Annotated in this window: 21 protein-coding genes; 14 read left to right on the top strand and 7 right to left on the bottom strand. The window is 52.9% G+C overall.

The annotated features are described in order from the left end of the window. Positions 1-26: 26 nt before the first annotated feature. The 10 genes from modA (at position 27) to L2W48_RS00730 (ending at position 7,612) form a co-directional block, all read left to right on the top strand. On the top strand, positions 27-764 hold the full coding sequence (modA, locus tag L2W48_RS00775; RefSeq protein WP_236097692.1) for a molybdate ABC transporter substrate-binding protein: 738 nt from the start codon (positions 27-29) through the stop codon (positions 762-764). Continuing rightward, complete coding sequence (gene modB / locus L2W48_RS00770) at positions 761-1,390, top strand: molybdate ABC transporter permease subunit (RefSeq protein WP_236097690.1); 630 nt, start codon at positions 761-763, stop codon at positions 1,388-1,390. Before modA ends, modB begins: the two co-directional genes overlap by 4 nt. Further along, positions 1,387-2,475, top strand: coding sequence for an ABC transporter ATP-binding protein (locus tag L2W48_RS00765; RefSeq protein ID WP_236097688.1), 1,089 nt, complete (start codon positions 1,387-1,389; stop codon positions 2,473-2,475). Before modB ends, L2W48_RS00765 begins: the two co-directional genes overlap by 4 nt. Further along, positions 2,472-3,491, top strand: coding sequence for a molybdopterin-binding protein (locus tag L2W48_RS00760; protein WP_236097686.1), 1,020 nt, complete (start codon positions 2,472-2,474; stop codon positions 3,489-3,491). The genes L2W48_RS00765 and L2W48_RS00760 overlap by 4 nt, the downstream gene beginning before the upstream one ends. Positions 3,492-3,501: 10 nt before the next feature. Next, entirely contained in the window at positions 3,502-3,939 is a 438-nt protein-coding gene (locus L2W48_RS00755) for a Fur family transcriptional regulator (protein WP_236097685.1), read from the top strand. A 1-nt stretch (position 3,940) separates the two neighbouring features. Continuing rightward, entirely contained in the window at positions 3,941-4,693 is a 753-nt protein-coding gene (locus L2W48_RS00750; RefSeq protein WP_236097683.1) for a Rossmann-like domain-containing protein, read from the top strand. Beyond that, positions 4,675-5,784: a DVU_1551 family NTP transferase gene (locus L2W48_RS00745; protein ID WP_236097681.1), complete on the top strand. Its 1,110-nt coding sequence runs from the start codon at positions 4,675-4,677 to the stop codon at positions 5,782-5,784. Before L2W48_RS00750 ends, L2W48_RS00745 begins: the two co-directional genes overlap by 19 nt. Continuing rightward, entirely contained in the window at positions 5,781-6,371 is a 591-nt protein-coding gene (locus L2W48_RS00740; protein WP_236097679.1) for a histidine phosphatase family protein, read from the top strand. The genes L2W48_RS00745 and L2W48_RS00740 overlap by 4 nt, the downstream gene beginning before the upstream one ends. Before the next feature lie 13 nt (positions 6,372-6,384). Further along, a complete protein-coding gene (locus tag L2W48_RS00735) occupies positions 6,385-7,182 on the top strand; it encodes an XdhC family protein (RefSeq protein ID WP_236097678.1) in 798 nt (265 codons plus the stop codon). 61 nt (positions 7,183-7,243) lie between these two features. Next, a complete protein-coding gene (locus tag L2W48_RS00730) occupies positions 7,244-7,612 on the top strand; it encodes a cupin domain-containing protein (protein WP_236097677.1) in 369 nt (122 codons plus the stop codon). Positions 7,613-7,656: 44 nt separating this feature from the next. On the opposite strand, the gene gpt is transcribed toward L2W48_RS00730, so the two are convergent. Next, entirely contained in the window at positions 7,657-8,142 is a 486-nt protein-coding gene (gpt, locus tag L2W48_RS00725) for a xanthine phosphoribosyltransferase (RefSeq protein WP_236097676.1), read from the bottom strand. A 187-nt stretch (positions 8,143-8,329) separates the two neighbouring features. Here gpt and L2W48_RS00720 point away from each other — a divergent pair, with 187 nt between their 5' ends. From L2W48_RS00720 to L2W48_RS00705, 4 genes are all read left to right on the top strand, one after another. After that, a complete protein-coding gene (locus L2W48_RS00720) occupies positions 8,330-9,424 on the top strand; it encodes a BMP family ABC transporter substrate-binding protein (protein WP_236097674.1) in 1,095 nt (364 codons plus the stop codon). A 158-nt stretch (positions 9,425-9,582) separates the two neighbouring features. Beyond that, positions 9,583-11,097 carry an ABC transporter ATP-binding protein gene (locus L2W48_RS00715; protein ID WP_236116487.1) on the top strand — a complete coding sequence of 505 codons (1,515 nt, stop codon included), beginning with the start codon at positions 9,583-9,585 and terminating at the stop codon, positions 11,095-11,097. Next, positions 11,094-12,158 (top strand): ABC transporter permease, encoded by a 1,065-nt coding sequence (locus L2W48_RS00710; RefSeq protein ID WP_236097671.1) that lies wholly within the window; start codon positions 11,094-11,096, stop codon positions 12,156-12,158. Before L2W48_RS00715 ends, L2W48_RS00710 begins: the two co-directional genes overlap by 4 nt. A 1-nt stretch (position 12,159) precedes the next feature. Further along, positions 12,160-13,086 carry an ABC transporter permease gene (locus L2W48_RS00705; protein WP_236097670.1) on the top strand — a complete coding sequence of 309 codons (927 nt, stop codon included), beginning with the start codon at positions 12,160-12,162 and terminating at the stop codon, positions 13,084-13,086. A 47-nt stretch (positions 13,087-13,133) separates the two neighbouring features. Here L2W48_RS00705 and L2W48_RS00700 read toward each other — a convergent pair whose 3' ends face one another. From L2W48_RS00700 to L2W48_RS00675, 6 genes are read right to left on the bottom strand one after another with little or no spacing between them, the layout of a single operon-like run. Further along, positions 13,134-14,078 carry an ArsA family ATPase gene (locus L2W48_RS00700; RefSeq protein ID WP_236097668.1) on the bottom strand — a complete coding sequence of 315 codons (945 nt, stop codon included), beginning with the start codon at positions 14,076-14,078 and terminating at the stop codon, positions 13,134-13,136. Between the two features lie 21 nt (positions 14,079-14,099). Beyond that, positions 14,100-14,381 carry a DUF7990 family protein gene (locus L2W48_RS00695; protein ID WP_236097666.1) on the bottom strand — a complete coding sequence of 94 codons (282 nt, stop codon included), beginning with the start codon at positions 14,379-14,381 and terminating at the stop codon, positions 14,100-14,102. Further along, positions 14,371-14,682 carry a hypothetical protein gene (locus L2W48_RS00690; RefSeq protein ID WP_236097665.1) on the bottom strand — a complete coding sequence of 104 codons (312 nt, stop codon included), beginning with the start codon at positions 14,680-14,682 and terminating at the stop codon, positions 14,371-14,373. Before L2W48_RS00690 ends, L2W48_RS00695 begins: the two co-directional genes overlap by 11 nt. Positions 14,683-14,684: 2 nt before the next feature. Further along, positions 14,685-16,532, bottom strand: a complete 1,848-nt coding sequence (locus L2W48_RS00685) for an ATP-binding protein (protein WP_236097663.1) — start codon at positions 16,530-16,532, stop codon at positions 14,685-14,687. A gap of 14 nt (positions 16,533-16,546) precedes the next feature. Further along, positions 16,547-17,788, bottom strand: a complete 1,242-nt coding sequence (locus tag L2W48_RS00680) for an HDOD domain-containing protein (RefSeq protein ID WP_236097662.1) — start codon at positions 17,786-17,788, stop codon at positions 16,547-16,549. Positions 17,789-17,842: 54 nt separating this feature from the next. After that, a complete protein-coding gene (locus L2W48_RS00675; RefSeq protein WP_236097661.1) occupies positions 17,843-19,066 on the bottom strand; it encodes an MFS transporter in 1,224 nt (407 codons plus the stop codon). Position 19,067: the final 1 nt, after the last annotated feature.

Below are 19,067 nucleotides of genomic sequence, written 5' to 3'. Positions count from 1 at the left end.
GGAAATATCGAAGGAGGTCCTGCAACGTGAAGCAGTCAACAAAGAGAAACATTGTATCGATCGTTTCAATCGCTCTGTTCCTTTTCTCAACTTTGCCCTCGACAGCGACGGATCGAGAGATAGTGGCAGTGGCCGCCGGAATAGCACCATGCGTCGAGGAGGTCATGACGCTTTACGTATCGGCAGGGAACGAGCCTCTCTCAATCGTGAAGGGACCCTGTGGTGCCCTGGCAAAACAGACTGACGCAGACGCCCCGTATGGCCTTATACTGCTATCGGAACCGAGATGGCCAAAGTGGATGGAGGATCGCGACCTTCTGGTGGACGTCCACACCTTCGCCATCGGACAACTGGTACTATGGAGTCCAGGGACGGAAAAACCGAATCTGTCCGATCTCGAAAAGAAAACCGTAGCCATACCGGATCCGGATACCACCGCCTACGGGATGGCTGCAAAAAAACACCTTCAGACACTGAATATGTGGGACTCGCTCGATCGAAAAAAAGTCCTACCGGCAAAATCGGCCCCTCAGGCGATCATCACAGTAAAGAGCGGCGCCGCTGAATGGGCTTTTATTCCCGAGAGCGCGGCTTTGAAGGCCGGAGGTTCGTTTACCGTCATGGAGGGAGCCACTCTGCCCCAGGTAGGAGGTCTATCCCCTTCCGCCGGGGTCGAGGCAAAAAAATTCTGGTCTTTCTGCCGTTCCTCCCAGACCGATCCTATATGGCTGAAATGGGGGTTCGCTCTGGAGAAACGTAATTGATCCAATCGCTGATAATAAGCCTTAAAGTCCTGGTCGTAGATGTCCCCCTTCTCTTGATAATCGGCACGTCCTCGGGCTGGCTCCTCGCTAAAAAGGATTTTCCAGGCAAACCTATTCTGGAAACAGCCCTGATGCTTCCGGTAGCGCTCCCTCCGGCGGTTTTGGGACTCTACCTGCTCATTGCGCTCGGCAGCATACCTGCAATGAGATCGATGGGATTGCTCTTTTCCTTCCCCGCCGCCTCTATAGCGGCCCTTATTCCGTCGATGCCTTTGATAATATCCGCGTCCAGGACCGGTTTTCTTTCCGTACCCAATTCTCTGGAGGAGGCGGCACGGACTATGGGGAAAGGAGAATGGCAGATATTCTACAGGATAACCCTTCCTCTGGCACGGAAGTACATACTGGCCGGGTTGGCTCTGTCATCGGCCAGAGCGTTAGGTGACTTCGGAGTTACCCTGATGATTGCGGGAAACATACCTGGAAGGACACAGACCTTGCCGTTGTACATATACAGCCAGGTCGAGTCTCTGGAGTTCGCAAAGGCGAACGCCGCAGCGGCTGTGCTGGCATGCGTCGGCGTAGCCAGCCTGCTTTTCGTGAGAAGAATGGAAGGCCGATCGTGACGTGGCTGGACGCATCCTTCAGACACAGCATAGGAGATTTCGATCTAGACGTCGACATCTCCATGGAAAAGGAGATCTCGGTCCTCTTCGGACCCAGCGGAGCGGGGAAAAGCATGACCCTGAGACTCATGGCGGGACTAATCAAGCCTAACGGCGGAGGTAGACTGGTCCTTGGTAACAGAGTGTTGTCTGACGGGAATTCATGGGCATCCCCTAAGACGAGAAAGATCTCAATGGTGTTTCAGGATCTCGCCCTTTTTCCACACATGACAGCCCAACAAAACGTGGCTTTCGCCATGGACGACAGAATGCCCAGAAGAAAAGCTAATAAAGAGGCGAGTAAATGGCTCGAAAAGGTGGGATTAAACGGAAAGAAGAACCTGTTTCCGCCCCAACTCTCCGGAGGGCAAAGACAACGGGTCGCCCTGGCCAGATCTCTGGCCTCCGAGCCGGATCTGATCCTCCTGGATGAACCGTTCAGCGCTTTGGATACCCCTCTCAGAAGATCTCTGAGAAGAGAGTTGAAAAGGCTTCACAGAGAGACCTCCGTTCCCATGATATACGTTACCCATCAGATAGAGGACGTCTGTTCGCTGGGGGACCGTATCTTTCTGGTAAAGGACGGCAGGATCACAGGCAAGATAAGATCGGAGGAACTGCTATCCGGGACGGGAGAAAGATGGCATTCCCTGGGCTGGGGAACCACTATGGAGGGGACGGTGGTGAGAGGCGACGGAGGTATGCGTTTCCTTTGGAACGGAGGAAAGCTAATGCTCCCGCCTTCGATAAACGAGGAGGGTCCGGCCTCAGCCTTCATAAGCCCCGACAATATATCTCTGCTGTATCCGAACATACCGATGGATCCTATCTTTTCCGAAAATATAGTGCGAGGAACGGTGCTCGAGAGGTACATCATAGGCAACTTGTGCCATCTACACGTGGAAGGAGGAGGGACCAGCTGGCAGCTGGAATTTCCTTCGACTTCATACACCTCGCTGGATACGGAGGAAGGTTCAGCCGTGGCGATGGCGATAAGGCCGAGGAATATATCGATCATATTCAAGAATCGGAGGAATCTACCATGAAGAAAAAAAACTTGCCCCTGGAGGAGGCCATAGGCCATCCTCTATCCCACGACCTAACACAAATATCGCCGCAGAGAGGATTCAAAGGGGCTCGTTTCAAGAAAGGGCACGTCGTGGAGGAATCCGACCTTGAGATCCTTAGGTCCATGGGAAGAGCCCATCTCACGGTATTGGAGCTAGAGCCGCAGGAGGTTCATGAAGACGATGCATCGGTTAGACTCTCGAGGATGCTGACCGGAGACGGGGTCTCCACATCTGGGCCGTCGGAGGGGAAATGCACTTTGAAAGCGGAAAGAGACGGTCTGCTCCACTTTGACACCGACGGGATAAACGGGATCAACCTGGATCCAAGCTGGATAGTCTCTACATTGCCGGTCAACGTCCCTGTTAAACGGGGAGAGATCGTGGCTGGGTTCAGGGTATTGCCTTTAGCCGTCGACGAAGAACAGGTAAAAAGAGCGGAGGAGATAGCGTCCCCCATATCGGTGATACCCTTTTATCCTCTTAAATTAGGGCTCGTAACCACCGGCAAAGAGCTGGCCGAGGGACGTATAAAGGACTCTTTCAGACCGAAACTGGAGGTCAAGATAGCCGAATACGGAGGAACGATTATAGAACAGACCGTAGTTCCCGACGAAAAGGAGGTCATAGTCCAGGCGATAAATCACATGGTCGATATAGGGGCGGAAGCGATCATATGCACCGGCGGGATGAGCGTGGACGCCGACGACGTCACATCATCCGCCATAAAGACAACCACGGGCGAGACTATCTTCAAGGGGATACCTGTCCTTCCCGGATGCCATATAATGCTGGCCCGAAAGGGAGGACTGCCCGTACTGGGAGTCCCGGCGGGAGCGGTATTCGAGACGTGGACTTCCCTGGACCTTCTGCTACCCAGGGTATTCGCGGGGATACTCCCCTCCTTCGAGGAGACCAGAAGATGGGGAGTCGGCGGGCTTTGCAGACACTGCGGAATCTGCAACTTTCCCAACTGCGGCTTCGCATCCCGTTGAGCCTGACATCATGGACTACAGAAGAAAACTCAACGAGCTCGGGCTCAAGGCCACTCCCTGTAGGAAAGCTATCCTACAGAGATTAGCCCAAGAGGGAGAGCCCATGGCTCACTGCGACCTCGAGTCGGATCCCGAGCTGGCCCCCTTCGACAGGGTCACCCTATACAGAAACCTGAAGGCTATGGAAGAACGAAAAATGATCCACCGCATACTCGGCATAGACGGGGTGTGGAGATACTGCATCCACGACGAAGGCATCGTAGGCTGCCCAGGAAATCACGCTCATCTAATCTGCATCGAATGTGGACGAATGGTATGCTTAAAAGATCAGCCCATACCCAACATCAGCCTTCCGGAGGGCTGGACCATAAAGGGGAAGCAACTTCTGGGATATGGAATATGCGACGAGTGCAATTCTAAAAAGGCGAAGGATCACGAGGAGGATTAAGATGACCTTGTTGACATCGGCGATTAAAACCCTAAACGACGTGATAAGAGAGAGCAGCTACCCTACCGGCTCGAGCATAACCGCCAGAGCTCTCGGTGTTGAGGAAGCTTTAGGCGACCCGTCCCCGTACAAGGATTTCGCATTACAGAGAGGCGTCGAGAAGTTAATGGACGTCGAAATAGACGGTCATCATGGGCAGTCCTTCACTTCCAGTCCATCCAATTGGGTTGGAACTCTCTCGGACGTACTGACGATGGATCCAGACGACGACAGATCGAGAGCCCTTATTATAGGCACCGTCAACGCCCTGTCGTCAGCCCTCGGCATATGCGGGCACACGGTCCACTGCAAGGACTCGGAGCCCGACTCCTGTGGATCTGAGATAGCCGACCTGATAGAGGAGAAACTCCCACCTGACGGCATCCTGGGCATAGTAGGGTACCAGCCCGCTATGCTGCGCAACGCTTCGGAGAAACTGGGGCCACGAAGGGTAAGGATCGTCGACCTGAACCCTGCCAACATAGGTCAAGTCCGATATGGCGTAGAGGTCTGGAACGGAGACGAGGACATGGAGAGGATGGCGGACCAGGTCGACCTCTGTCTAGTCACCGGCTCCACCTTGGTCAACGATACGATCGACTCGATAGTCGAAATATACGAGAGAAGGGACAAGGAGATCATCTTCTTTGGCACCACCATATCGGGGACAGGCGCCCTCTTAGGGCTAAATCATCTATGCCCGAGATCATGTTGAAAACGGGAGCGATAGTTCCAGCCGCCGGATATTCCTCCCGAATGGGAGCCTGCAAGGCTACCATGGAGATACTGGGACTTCCCGCCATGGAATGGGTGGTATCGAATCTTCGACAGGCCGGTATCGAGGAGATCCTGGTAGTCACGGGACACTGGAGAGAAAAGATCGATCCCTTGGCCCAAGCGCTCGGATGTAAGACGGTCCACAACGAACGATACGAAGATGGGATGTTCTCATCGGTCAGAAAGGCCCTTGAGGCCATGCCTGTAAGTTGGGATCGTTTTCTCTTCCTTCCTGTCGATATTCCTATGGTAAAGGCCGCTACTCTATCGAGACTCGCCAGTCTGGCAGGGAGTTCTACCGTCGCCTACCCCACGTTTCTCGGAAAAAGAGGCCATCCTCCCATTATAGACAGGAAATCCGTTTCGAAAATCCTGGGCTGGGACGGAGAGATGGGCTTGAGGGGGGCCTTGAATCTGTTGGAAGATCAGAGCTCCGAAATTCCCGTGGCGGATCGCTTCATACTCTGCGACATGGACGACAGAGAGGATCACGTAAACCTTTCCTCAATGGCCTCGAATAGAACGATCCCCTCCGAAGAGGAGATCAGAGCCCTCGAAACTATGTACGAAACCCCGACGAGGGTGATACGACACGAAAAGCAGGTTACCGAGACCGCCCTCAAGATGGCCAATCTCCTAATAGAGAGGGGTACAAAGCTCGACCTGCCTTTATTGAAGGCGGCAGCATCCCTCCACGACCTCTGTCGCACCGAGAAAAAACACGGAAAAGTCGGAGCGGAAGCACTGCGTTCTCACGGATTTCCGTCGGTCGCTAGTCTGGTGGAACTGCACATGGACTACCCCTACGACGGCGTTCTGGACGAAGGCGCCCTGCTCTATCTGGCGGACAAGCTCACCTGCGACGACAGAATATGCTCTCCGGATGAACGGCTCGCCGGGATGCTGGCCAAGTTCAAGGATCGTCCGGAAGCCAGAAAAAACGCGGCCAGAAGGCTGGAAAAAGCGAAAAAGATGCTGGATGATTTTTCTAAAGCGATAGGCAGGGACGGTATGGAGGAACTGAGATGACGTGCAGAGTCTATCTGATACGCCATGGTGAACCAAAACTGGAGGAGAAAAGGACGCTCTACGGCGCCACCGACCTTCCTCTTTCAAAGAAAGGTAGAAAATCGGCGAAAGCGCTGTCCGACGTCATCGGTAGAATTTCCCCGGACCTCGTCGTATCCAGTCCCATGATCAGATGTCTGGACACCGCCGAAGAAGCGGGCTTTAAGCCTTTGGAGGTTCCGGATCTCAGGGAGATCGACCTGGGAGAGTGGGAGATGAAGAAATTCTCCGACCTGGCAAGGGAATGCCCGGAGGACCTCGACAAGAGGTGGACCGAGATAGAGACCTTTAGACCTCCCAAGGGAGAAAGCTTCGAGGACCTCGCAAAGAGGACCGTACCTGCCATCAGGGAAAAGCTGACAGACCGCAGGTCGCTAGCGGTTTTCGGACATTTGGGTGTATTCAGGACCATTTTATGGAAGGAGATCGGAATTCCCCTCAAAACCGTCTTTTCCATGGAACAGGATTATTGCGGGATCCACGTACTGGACTACGGCTCCAAGGGGGTAAAACTGGTCAGATCCAACTGGAGCCCCCAAATAACGTAAAAGGAGAAACAAGATGACCCCAGAGATAATCGAAACGATGGAAAGAGCTATAAGAGAGAGGGTCCCCGGAGTACTCTGCACGGTAGTGGCGAAAAACGGATCCACCCCCTGTCGGGTAGGTTCGAAGATGTGGGTCGAAAAAAACGGCACCACGATCGGCACGGTCGGAGGTGGGGCTCTGGAAAGAGAGACCATATCGAAAGCACAGAAGCTGCTCTCAGATGGCCGTCCTCACGAGACGATGGAATACCGGCTGGAGGCGGAGCCTTCCGATACGGAGGGGCTTATATGCGGAGGCAGCACCGCCGTCTTCATGGAGGCGATAGGCAGGAGAAGAGACCTGGTCATATTCGGAGCAGGACACGTGGGACGGGCGGTGGGAACCATAGCCTCCCTCTGCGGTTACTCCGTGATTTTCTGGGACGACAGAGACGGGATAACGGCTCCCTCTGGCTGTTCTAGATTTGTGGATCTGCCTCTCGAAGAGGCCATCGACACCCTCCCGATGGAACCGGGAGTCTCCGTCGTTATATGCACCTGGGCCCACGGAAAAGACGGCGACGTGGTGAAACTCCTGGATGGCAAAAATCCATCCTACGTCGGCATGCTTTCCTCCAAAAAGAAGGCCGCCACCCTGTGGGAAACACTGGGAAAAAAGGGAGTATCGAAAGAACATCTAGAGAGAATCCATACCCCCATAGGACTGGAAATCGGAGCCGGGTCCCCTCAGGAAATAGCCGTGGCAATAATGGCCGAGATCATCTCCAACGACTCCGGAAAAAGTTCCTCCGGCTGTCCTTCCGCAATCTGAGAAAGGGAGCTTTCTGTTATACTGATTTTCGAGAGATCTTACTCGAAGGGGGATTTGGAACATGAAAGAATATACCGGATCGTTGAGAGACATAACGCTGGACGACGCCAGCGGTCCCACCATGGAAAAAAGAATCGTATTCAGCCCGAAAGTCCACGACTGGCCAGGACACGTGGTACGCTATTTCACCATAAAAGCGGGAACGGGAAACCCGCTTCACTGCCACGAATGGCCTCATTGGGGGCTGATCCTGAAAGGAGAGGCTACGGCGATCGTAGACGACCAGACGTTCGAACTAAAGGAGGACGGCTGGTTCTACATACCTCCGAAGGTACACCATAGATTCCAGGCCAAGGAACATTGTGACTTCCATTTCATCTGCATGGTACCCGAGGAGGGGGACAGACTTCCTCCCACACTGGTGGAGTAAAAGAACGGGACGTGGTTCGGCCGAACCTACGTCCCGTTCTACCGTTATTTTTGCCTCATGCTTATGGGATCCGAATACTGGGGCTCGGCGTCCCAGGGAAACAGTATCCAGGTATCCTGACTGACCTCGGTTATGTACGTATCGACGTACGGCCTTCCCTCCGGTTTGGCATAAACCGCTGCGAACCGAGCCTCCGGAAACATATCCCTGACAACCTTCGCAGTCTTGCCGGTATCGACGAGATCGTCCACGATAAGCCACCCCTCGCCCTTGCTGGACGTATCGATCTGCTTCAATATCTCCAGCTCGCCCTGGCGCTTCATGGTATAGCTGGAGACACATACGGTATCGACCAGCCTTATATCGAGCTCTCTGGCTATTATGGCGGCGGGGATGAGTCCCCCTCTCGCTATACCTATTATCCTCTCCCACTTGCGGTCCAAAAGTCTCCAGGCCAGGGCCTTGCAGTCTCTCTGAATCTGTTCCCACGATACAGAGAAAGTCTTGTGGTATCTTTCCTCCGAACCCATCTGGCATTTCCTCCAAAAATAAAAAGTCTCCCCTGTGAGGGAAGCGTTTTGCCTGCCCATTATTTTACCCAAACCGAGAAAAATGTAAAACCAGGATAACTGTATTCATGGATATACATCGTCCTTACGTGATATACTCTGGCAAAGACGGGCTTCGTCTCGTTAATACGTAGAGGAGGTATTGACTGTGAAAAAACGGTTACTGACAGGAATCATCGCCCTATCCCTGGCGGTTCTCATGATCGGCACCGCTACCGCCGCCATGAAAGCCGTCCCAATTCAGGACATAAAGTCCGGCTTCATATACATAGGGCCGGTGGGAGACGGAGGCTACACCTTCATGCACGATCAGGGAAGAGCCTATATGCACGAGAATAACCCCGACCTGCCTAAGAGCATTATAGTGGAGAACGTCCCGGAAGGACCTGATTCCGCCCGAGTCATCGAGACCCTGGTGAGAAAGGGATGTAACGTGGTCTTCGGAACCTCCTTCGGTTACATGGACTTCATGGTCGACGTAGCCAAGAGACATCCCGACACCTACTTCATGCACTGCTCGGGATATAAAACGGCGGACAACATGGGAACCTACTTCGGCCGCATGTATCAGGCCCGCTACCTTTCCGGAATAGTGGCTGGAGCCATGACAAAGAGCAACGTCCTCGGTTACGTGGCGGCTCAGCCGATCCCGGAGGTCATAAGAGGCATAAACGCCTTTACCCTTGGAGCCAGAAGCGTCAATCCCAAGGTCAAGGTGAAAATAATATGGCTGTTCTCCTGGTTCGACCCAGGCAAGGAGAAAGAGGCAGCCAAGGCCCTCATCGACGCCGGCGCCGACGTCATAGGAATGCACGCCGACAGCGGAGCAGCACCTCAAGCCTGCGAAGAAGCCGGAGTATACGTAATAGGATACAACAACGACATGTCCAAGTTCGCACCGAAGATGCACCTGACCTCCCCTATATGGAACTGGGGAAAATACTACGACTACACGGTCAAACAGATAGCCCACGGAGTATGGGCTCCCGATCAGGTATGGTGGGGACTGAAAGAAGGATTGGTAGAACTCGCCCCATTCAACGAGGCAGTGCCAAAGTCCCTTCAGGAAACGGTAGAGTCCAGGGAAAAGGCCATAATATCCGGAGAATGGGACGTCTTCTGGGGACCCATATGGGACCAAAACGGCGAGCTGAAGGTCGCCGAGGACGCAAAGATGACCGACGGAGAGATGCTCGGAATGAGTTGGTTCGTGCAGGGCGTCGAAGGCACTATTCCCAAATAGATCCATTCATAATTAATTCGCCGAGATAGGTTTTCAGTGTATCATAGCAGGAGGGTGCTTCATAAAAGAGCACCCTCGCTTTATTTCCTCATATCCATGATACCGTGCAAGGGGGGACTCTTTTTATGACGACGTCGGAACCAAGCCCTTTGGTCAATATGAGAGGAATCGTAAAATCCTTTCAAGGCATCAGAGCTAACGACGAAGTGGACCTCTCGGTCAAACCGGGGGAGGTAATGGCGCTTTTAGGGGAAAACGGAGCCGGGAAATCCACCCTGATGAACGTACTTTCCGGCATATATCGTCCCGACGGAGGATCCATCGAGATCGACGGAGAAGAGTGTTCCTTCGGATCCCCTCACGACGCGATAGCCAGAGGTATAGGTATGGTACACCAGCACTTCATGCTGGTCCCCTCTCAGACGGTATGGGAAAACATGATCCTGGGTTCCGCCGACCTTCCTCAGATACTTCCGAAAAAAAAGATCATATCCGATATAGAGTCAATATCCCGTCAATACGGCCTGGACGTCGACCCCGAGGCCCTGATATGGCAGCTTTCCATAGGAGAACAGCAGAGGGTCGAGATACTCAAGACCTTATACAGAAACGCCAAGGTCCTGATACTCGACGAACCGACGGCGGTCCTCACTCCTCAGGAAGCCGGAAATCTATTCTCCACCGTAAAGAAAATGACCTCCGAGGGAAGAGGCGTGATCTTCATATCCCATAAACTGGACGAGGTGATGGAAATTTCAGACAGGGTCACCGTCCTCAGAAAGGGGAAACTCATAGGCACGGTGGACACCTGCAAATCCTGCAAGGAACGGATAGCCGAGATGATGATCGGCCGAAGGGTGTCGCTGGAGATGGATAAAAAACCCCTTTCCCCAGGGAACGTCACATACAGTCTGTTCGAGACCACAGCTCTCAGCGATCGAGGTCTCAAGGCTCTGGACCAGGTATCTTTCGACCTCAAGGAAAGGGAGATACTGGGGATAGCGGGAGTCGCCGGAAACGGACAGACCGAACTGTGCGAGGTCATGGCCGGCCTCAGAAGGCTGGTCTCGGGAAATCTATTCCTCGGCGGAAAAGATATAACCGGAAAAGGGGCCAGAGAACTGATAGACGCGGGAGTTCGCTACATACCTGCGGATAGACGGGGAACCGGCATGGTCTCCAACATGGACGTAGGGGAAAACTCCACCCTCAAGAGATATTGGAGAAGCCCCGTAGCTCACGGCGTTATCATAGACTGGAAGATAGTTCTCAAACACGCTTTGAACATCATAAAGAACTTCAACGTGGATACACCCTCGGTGGGGACCCCCGTCAGAAATCTATCGGGAGGTAACATTCAAAAGCTGATGCTCGGCAGAGAGCTCAGCGACGTGCCTAAGATCCTGATAGCGATGAACCCGACATGGGGACTGGACGTGGCGGCGACCAGGTTCGTCAGGGAGCAGCTTCTGGACGAGAGAGAGAAAGGAGCCTCAGTTCTTCTCATATCCGAGGACCTGGACGAACTGTTGGCTCTGAGCGATCGCCTAGCGGTTATGTACAGAGGTTCGATAATGGGGATCGTCGACGAACCATCGTCGTTCGGGGTGGAGAAAATAGGCATGATGATGGCCGGAACCAGGATGGATGAGCTGGGGAGGACCAAGGCATGAGGATAAAAAGACAGAAAAGGATAGGACAGCCTCTTTGGTTGGACCTGGCTATTCCCGTCGGAGGACTTCTTATGGCCTTTCTGGCAAGCGGAGTCTTTCTCATCATGATGGGGGTTTCTCCCGTCGAGGCCTACAGGGAAATGTACTATTCCGCCTTTGGCGACAGTTACGGCCTGAGCGAGTGCATGGTCAAGGCCATACCTCTGGCCATGACGGCGATAGCCCTTATGCTGTCGTTCAAGATGCTGATATGGAACATCGGGGCGGAAGGGCAGATATTCATGGGAGCCATAGCGGCGACCGCCGCGGTAAGGTACTTCCCCGTTGAGGGCCATTGGACCATGATGACCATAATGGGCATATCGGCGATTATCGCAGGAGGCATATGGGCCGCTTTCGCTGGCTATTTAAAGGCCCGATGGAACGTCAACGAGATAATAACTACCCTCATGATGAACTATATCGCCATACACCTGATGGACTACTTCGTCTACGGTCCCTGGAGGGATCCGTCCAGTCTGGGCTTCCCCATGACGGCGCCCTTCCCGGAGACGGCCAAATTGATACCTATAGGGTGGGGCAGGGTCCATTCGGGCATTTTCATAGCCCTGGCTTTGATTCTACTGGCATGGTGGGTCTTCAAGATGACCCGTTGGGGGTACGAGATAAGGGTTATAGGGGAAAACCCCAAGGCAGCTACCTTCGCCGGAATAGACTACGTCAAAAACGTCGTCGTTGTGATGTTCATATCGGGAGCCATAGCCGGACTGGCCGGAATGAGCGAGGTCGCCGGACTTCAGGGCAGGTTGCAGCACGGCTTTTCCGGAGGATTCGGCTACACTGCCATCATAGTGGCCTGGTTATCCAGGCTGAACCCTCTGGCCATAGCGATCGTATCCTTTCTCATGGGAGGCCTGCTGGTCGGAGGCGAGTCCCTCCAGATCGTCATGGGGCTGCCTATCGCCAGTACCCTAGTGGTTCAGGGATGCATCCTGTTTTTTATACTGGCCGGAGAGTTCTTCCGAAGATACCGAATCGTCCTGGTGAAGGAGGAGATCTAACGTGGAGATCATCGTACCCATATTGGCCGCAGCGGTCAGGAGCGGAACCCCGATCCTCTACGCCACGTTGGGCGAGATAATAACCGAAAAGGGCGGAGTGATGAACCTCGGGCTGGAGGGATTGATGCTTTTAGGAGCTTTATCCGGTTTCGCCGTCACATCGTCCACGGGGAACCCCTGGCTCGGGGTTGCGGCAGCCTTCGGCATAGGGGCCTTCTTCAGCCTGTTTCACGCCGTCGTCTGCATAACCCTCGGGGGAAACCAGGTGGTCAGCGGCCTGGCCTTGACCATGCTGGGAACGGGAATAACCGCCATACTCGGGATAAATTACGTAGGAGAGACCATCAAGGGACTGACGAAGACGACTATACCCTTTCTGGGAGAGCTCCCCCTCGTAGGGCCGGTCTTCTTCGATCACGATCCACTGGTCTATATATCCTACGCCTTGGTCGCCTTCATGTGTTGGTTTCTATGGAGAACGAAGACCGGATTGAACCTGAGGGCGGTAGGAGACAATCCCCGGGCCGCCGATTCGGTCGGTCTGAACGTAGCGGCCATACGTTACGCGGCCACACTAATAGGAGGCGGAGTCGTTGCCGTAGGAGGAGCCTATATGTCCATATCCTACAGCCACATGTGGACAGAGGGGATGTCCGCAGGCAGAGGCTGGATAGCAGTTGCTCTGGTGATCTTCGCGATATGGCACCCCGCCAGGGCGGCATTCGGATCCTATCTTTTCGGAGGAGTCGAGGCCTGTCAGCTCAGGATACAGGCGGCGGGGACGAACATCCCGGCTCCCCTCCTCCTTATGCTACCCTACATACTGACTATAACGGTATTACTGGTCATATCCGTTAAGAAAGGGAAGGGGATACTGTTCGGGGCTCCAGCCGCCTTAGGTACCCCATTTTACAGAGAGGAACGTTAAAGCTATTCCTCGATAAAGAGGACCGGTTAAAAAACCGGTCCTCTTTATCATAGCTCCTCCACTTCCTTTATCGACTCGGAGATGGACTCTAACTGCTCCACACCCTGAATGTCTGATTCCAACATGGGCAGACGAACGATACCATATTCCCCAAACTTTTCGTCGATGGTCTTCAGATATCCCTCCTGAGCCTCTCTACGCTTCTCGAAAAAGGCCCCGGCCTCCGGAGGGATTATCCTATTGACCACCACGGAGCCTACTTTTATATCGAACTCCTTTAACAATTTTATAGCCCTTTCCGTCTCGAGAATGGGCATCTTTTCCGCGTTTAAAACGAAATGAAAAACTGCGTTATCGTGATCGGTGAGCAGATCTTTGGCTCTCTGGAATCTATCTCGACGACGGGAGAGGATGTTGAATATCGGATCGTCCTTGAGCTTTTCCTGAAGCTCCTTCTCATATCTGGCCGCCAGTCTCATCAGATCCATGGCCTTGGTTCTCTTTTTTATCAGATGATCGATCCAGACCTCCAGCACCTCGGGAAGGGTTAAAAGCCTGAGGGTATGGCCGGTAGGAGCGGTATCGAAAACTATTACGTCGTATTTATCCCCCGCCTCCTCCATCAAATCGATAAATCTGTCGAATATGGCTGCCTCCTCCGCACCGGGAGAAAGATATGCGATCCTAAGCTGACGTTTTATCTCCTCGACTATCGCTGCACTGACTATGTGAAGCATCTGCTGCTGAATGGACTCCATGTATTTCTTCGCCTCAAGCTCCGCGTCTATCTCCAGGGCCCAAAGATTTTTCTCAACCTCCACGACCTCGCTCCCAATCGGAGATCCTATTGCATCAGCCAGAGAATGAGCAGGGTCGGTCGATACCACCAAGGTTCGTACACCCCGACGTGCTAGGGAGAGAGCATAGGAGGCGGCACAGGTCGTCTTGCCGGTTCCGCCCTTTCCTCCAAAGAAGGTATATCTACGATACATGTTTAGACCTCCGTCCTAAGATCAATCAAAATCAAACTGAGCCGCCTTCTCGGCCAAGATCATCTTTCTGTTCTGAATCCGCCTCTCCCAGGCGTCCATATCGGACGCCACGTAGGGCAACAGCTCGAGCATGTAATAGGAGATGGGGTTCGGTATACCTAGATAATCGCCGAAGAGAAGTAACATGAGATCGTCGTTCTCGTCGAAGGCCTCTTTTCTAACAACGGCACTACGTTTATCTAAAAATGTCCCGAATAAGAACAACTTAGCATAGTACAATATTTTCTTTATTCTACCGATCATGTTTAAAATTCCTCTTTTCCTCTTCGTCGAGGCCATCTTTGGCTATATCCTTATCGCCTAGTCCGCTGAATCTAGGATCTTTCAGCAACATCCTGGCCACCCTGGGGGGGATTCCCAGATCGGTCTCTATTCTCTCCAAGGTAGCCTTCTGCATTGGCTGATGCCAAAGATACTCTCTCACCATTTCCCGGAGCTTCTCGTATTCCTCTCGACAGGATCCGCAGGCCATGTCCTCGGGGCCACCCCAAAAAGCCCTGTCACATATGGCGCATTTCTTCAGTTCCACTCTAGATCGATCCATCGTCATCCCCCGGACATCAAAGCCGATATTATAGTCTTCATCATTATGTCTCGGTTAAGGGGTTTGGAGAGATAGTCGTCCATTCCAGACTCGATACATATCTCTCTGTCGCCCTTCATCGCATTGGCCGTCATGGCTATTATTATCGGACGATAGGATATAAGCCCCTTTTTTTCCATTAATCTTATATTTTTGGTCGCCTCCAGTCCGTCCATGCCGGGCATCTGTACATCCATAAAGACGATATCGTAACTTTTGCCCGATACCGCCTCTACTGCCTTGAAACCGTCCTCAGCGACGTCGATGGTCCAGTCGAGCCCTGCCATCATGGCTTCCGCCAATTTGCGGTTCAGCATATTGTCCTCTACCAAAAGAACTGTCAGTTCGCGAGGAAGCACCATGTCATCGGCGTTAACAACCGAAACATTCTCCACAGCGATAGGGTGAGACTCATCGGCCAAGACGGGAAGAGGCACATCCACGAAAAATGTGCTTCCCCTGCCTTCCTCACTCTTTAACCACAGGCGACCTCCCATGATCTCCACTACTTGCTTGGCGATAGAAAGACCGAGACCAGCTCCCTTATGCCTCTTGGATCGGGAATCGTCTCCTTGATAGAATGTGCCAAATATTTGATCCCTCTTATCCTCCGATATACCTATACCTGTGTCCTTAACGGCGAAGCGAATCGTAGCCTCTCCCTCGGAACGACGAACCATGGAGACTATCAAGGTAACGGAACCTCTCTCTGTAAACTTAACCGCGTTTTCCGTTAAGATCAAAAGCACCTGTCTCAGACGTAAGGTATCGCATTTTACCCGTCTAGGAGCATACTCATCGAAAACGAGCTCTATCGCAAGCTCGTCGGAACTATTTCTCACCCTCGTCATATCAATAACGGAACGACACAATTCGTAAAGATCGCAAGATTCCAGGGAGAGGCTCATCTCTCCAGACTCAACTCTAGACAGATCCAGAATACCGTCTATAAGCTTAAGCAACTCTCTACCGGCCAATCTAGCGTCTTCAAGATATTCTCTAGGGCCATCCGGAATATCTCCGGACTCCAAGGCCAGGTTGGTCATACCTAGTACTACGTTTATAGGAGTACGGATCTCATGGCTCATGTTGGCCAAAAAAGCGCTTTTGGCGGCGTTGGCCGCTTCGGCCTTCTCCTTTGCGAGGAGAAGTTCGTCGTGGGTGCTTTCCAGGTCGGCGGTCCTACGTTTGACCAAATCTTCAAGATTACGCTGGTAATTGGTCAACCTTTTTTCCGATTCGGTCAAGCTGGATACCTTTTTCTCCAGATCCTCATTCAGCTCATGTACGAGACCGTAAAGCTCGAGGTTTTGAAGAGAGATGGAGGTTATATTCAATATCAACGCCATAAAAGAAAGAGAGATGTCATCCATGCAGCCCTTGTCCCGTTCGACAACGGCGACGAACATTCCCATTATCCGAGACGCGGTGGAGAGAGAGCACAACATCAAACTATAATTGCCGTCGCTGGAACTCAGTACGGTAGGCTGAGTCCTTCCCAGAACCCATGCGAAGGTTCCATCGTCGACCAGTCCATTTCTCTCGGCCTCGATGAAATCTCGCCATTCGGAATCGTCACAGAAGGCCTGATAGAAATCCTGATCTTTCCTATTCACGAGATAAAAGGACACACAACTAAAGTGACATAATCGCCGAAGCTTAGCGGAAGCGTCGGTCAAAAGGCCGATACGCGTCGTCGATTCCCCTATCATAGAGGATCGACTGTTGAAGCTCAACACAGAGTCCAGGGAAACTATGACCCTGTCCCTCTCCCTTTCCAGATAGTCGAGTCTTTTTTTAAGATCGATCATACAATCTCTCCGATTCAGCCTATGAAGCTTCCTAGGATTTCGCTTATCTGTCTGTTGGCCCTGGCAGTCAGGGTGTCCAAGACGTTATGAGACAGATCAAGGTGATCCCAGGCATCCTGATCCAGCGATGGGACCGGAATTATAGGACTCCAACCGTACCCCATCGCAAATGACAACACATCGGCAACGTGTAAAATGGAAGATTCCAAAACATCGTCGGAGGCCAAGGGATTGTCCTTGTACTTTATGGTACTTATGAGATAGGGTGGGACCTGCCATTCCGAAAGCAAAGCAGCTCCCAAGAAGGAATGAGAGAATCCGAACGCCTCTCTCTCGCACACCGGCAGAGACATTTTCCTGGAGCTTGCCCTATCCAAGAGTTTCCCCATGAAATCCGGATACTCCCCTAGCAATAGTAGCAGGCCGATGTCGCGGAGCAGCCCTGACAGAAAAAAATGGCTGTCCGATAGGAGATGCTTCTCTCCGGCCAGAAGTCTGGCAAACACACCGCAGGCCACGGAATTACGCCAGAAACGGTCCATATCTATAACGTTTTGGGATAAACCGGAGAAATAGCGTATGGCAGTCACTCCGACCGCCAAGGTGGTAAGCTCTCTGCCTCCAAGCACGGTAACCGCCCTTTGGATCGAGCCTATCTTTGAGGGAAAACCGTAATAAGCACTGTTAACTATTCTGAGGAGCTTGGCGGACAGGCTGGTGTCCTTCTCCACGACCTGAGCTACATGGGCGGAGGAACTCCTGGGAGACCGAAGGACCTCTACGATTTGACGGTACGTCTCGGAAAAGGAAAAGAGCTTGGTCTGTTTCCCTACCAATTGAGAGATAGACAAATCGAGCGACTCGGAACAGGAGACATCATCTAGGTCGTTAATATGGGGTATATCGGGAACAGCCAAGATGCCTTTTTCGGCAATTAGAGCCATTGTCCTCACAGTGGAAATACGGAACATCTCCCTGAGAACCGGAGACCCTCTGCCACAGAGAGAATACAGATGATCCAGATAGCCCGCACCTTTGGTCATGGCCTCTCTGGTCATAGGAGGCAATTTGGGCAAGCTCTCCGGATGGGGGCCACCTTCTATCTCGACCTCCACTACTCCCCAGCTTTTAAGCAGCCGGACGTGTTTATCCTCCAGCTTCGTGCCGACCGGCAGCACCAACCTTCCGGAGGGAGCCATGACATCTCCCTTTACGACCATACCTTCCTTGAGTTTGTCTACCCGCAGTAAAGTCATAGGATCATCTCCCTCCGATACTTTCTCTATACTATCACAGCGGGAAAAACCCGATCAGCTCCTACCGGATATCGTCCCCGGAATCCTCCACACCAAAGCTCCCATCAAGGCAACTACCGCTCCATCTACCGCGAGAACCGCCCTCACTGGCCATATCTGACATACCACGCCGTTCACCACAAGGGCGGCGGGCATAACCGAATAGGCGACGGCTGTGAGAACGGCAAAAAAACGCCCCCTCATAGAGTCGGGAACCCTTCTCTGAAAATATCCCATAGCAGCGGCGTTTACCAAAGCCAGACCTCCCCCGGCGACGAACACCGATTGCATTCCTCCGGCAAGACCGGAAGACGAGGCGAAAGCGGCCATCGCCAGACCGGTCGTAAGGATACCCCAAAAAACCCTTCTAGATACCGAACCGGGAGGAAGGAAGCTCACGGACATAGCCACCACCACAGCCCCGAGGGCGAGGCTCCCCTCGAGAAAGGCAACCCAGGAGACAGGACCATCGAAGCCATATTTGACCATCATGGGAACCGACACCATCAACGGAGCGGCAAAAAAGTTGAGCCCTCCGAAAAGGCAGAGGTACCCTAAAACGTCGCGATTACGTCGTAGCCATAGCAAAAGTTCTTTCATACCGCCCTCCGTCGAGGAAACCGGCGACCTTTCGGGACGGAGAGGGTTACCTATCATCACGATTAATAACAGGGAGAGAAGAAACGTCCCCCCATCCACGCCGAACGCTCCGGCGGTGCCCAAAGTAGCCAGAGCCACTCCGCCTAAGGCCGCACCTAGAACGTTCGACAGCTCGACAACGGAGGAGTTCACCGCCGCGGCAGCAGACAGGCTCTCTTCGTCGGTCAAGGCTTCGAGACATCCGTTGGCTGAGGCCTCGAAGAGAGGCATAAAGGAGGAAAGAGCCAAAACCAAGAGGTACATCAAGGGCAAAGACATCTCCCCGGTTACCAACAGCCCCGTCATAATCGACATAACAGCCAACCTAGCGCAATCAGCCACGATCATACAGGTCTTGCGGCTGTATCGGTCCGCTAAGGTTCCGGATATCGGACCTAACACCACCGCAGGCAGTAAGGTTATGCCCATGAGAAACCCGAGGTGCATCGGCCCGGTAGGACCCGCATCGTTGACGGCCCACCAAGACAGGGCTATGGTGAAAAATTTATCCCCTATGGAGGACACGAAGCGAGCCAGGAAGAACCGCCTAAAATCCCCGAATCTGACCAGAGGGTGCCCTGTCAATGCCTTAAATTTCACC

Source organism: Dethiosulfovibrio russensis, assembly GCF_021568855.1.
Classification (GTDB): Bacteria; Synergistota; Synergistia; order Synergistales; family Dethiosulfovibrionaceae; genus Dethiosulfovibrio; species Dethiosulfovibrio russensis.
This window is presented reverse-complemented; position numbering and strand designations above follow the sequence as displayed.

Bases quoted from the DNA above. Each gene is read 5' to 3' on its own strand.
- L2W48_RS00680 (WP_236097662.1), bottom strand. From the start codon at position 17,788: ATGACTTTACTGCGGGTAGACAAACTCAAGGAAGGTATGGTCGTAAAG.
- L2W48_RS00740 (WP_236097679.1), top strand. From the start codon at position 5,781: ATGACGTGCAGAGTCTATCTGATACGCCATGGTGAACCAAAACTGGAG.
- L2W48_RS00730 (WP_236097677.1), top strand. From the start codon at position 7,244: ATGAAAGAATATACCGGATCGTTGAGAGACATAACGCTGGACGACGCC.
- gpt (WP_236097676.1), bottom strand. From the start codon at position 8,142: ATGGGTTCGGAGGAAAGATACCACAAGACTTTCTCTGTATCGTGGGAA.
- L2W48_RS00710 (WP_236097671.1), top strand. From the start codon at position 11,094: ATGAGGATAAAAAGACAGAAAAGGATAGGACAGCCTCTTTGGTTGGAC.
- L2W48_RS00755 (WP_236097685.1), top strand. From the start codon at position 3,502: ATGGACTACAGAAGAAAACTCAACGAGCTCGGGCTCAAGGCCACTCCC.
- L2W48_RS00690 (WP_236097665.1), bottom strand. From the start codon at position 14,682: ATGGATCGATCTAGAGTGGAACTGAAGAAATGCGCCATATGTGACAGG.
- L2W48_RS00695 (WP_236097666.1), bottom strand. From the start codon at position 14,381: ATGATCGGTAGAATAAAGAAAATATTGTACTATGCTAAGTTGTTCTTA.
- L2W48_RS00750 (WP_236097683.1), top strand. From the start codon at position 3,941: ATGACCTTGTTGACATCGGCGATTAAAACCCTAAACGACGTGATAAGA.
- L2W48_RS00700 (WP_236097668.1), bottom strand. From the start codon at position 14,078: ATGTATCGTAGATATACCTTCTTTGGAGGAAAGGGCGGAACCGGCAAG.
- L2W48_RS00715 (WP_236116487.1), top strand. From the start codon at position 9,583: ATGAGAGGAATCGTAAAATCCTTTCAAGGCATCAGAGCTAACGACGAA.
- L2W48_RS00685 (WP_236097663.1), bottom strand. From the start codon at position 16,532: ATGATCGATCTTAAAAAAAGACTCGACTATCTGGAAAGGGAGAGGGAC.
- L2W48_RS00735 (WP_236097678.1), top strand. From the start codon at position 6,385: ATGACCCCAGAGATAATCGAAACGATGGAAAGAGCTATAAGAGAGAGG.
- L2W48_RS00745 (WP_236097681.1), top strand. From the start codon at position 4,675: ATGCCCGAGATCATGTTGAAAACGGGAGCGATAGTTCCAGCCGCCGGA.
- L2W48_RS00760 (WP_236097686.1), top strand. From the start codon at position 2,472: ATGAAGAAAAAAAACTTGCCCCTGGAGGAGGCCATAGGCCATCCTCTA.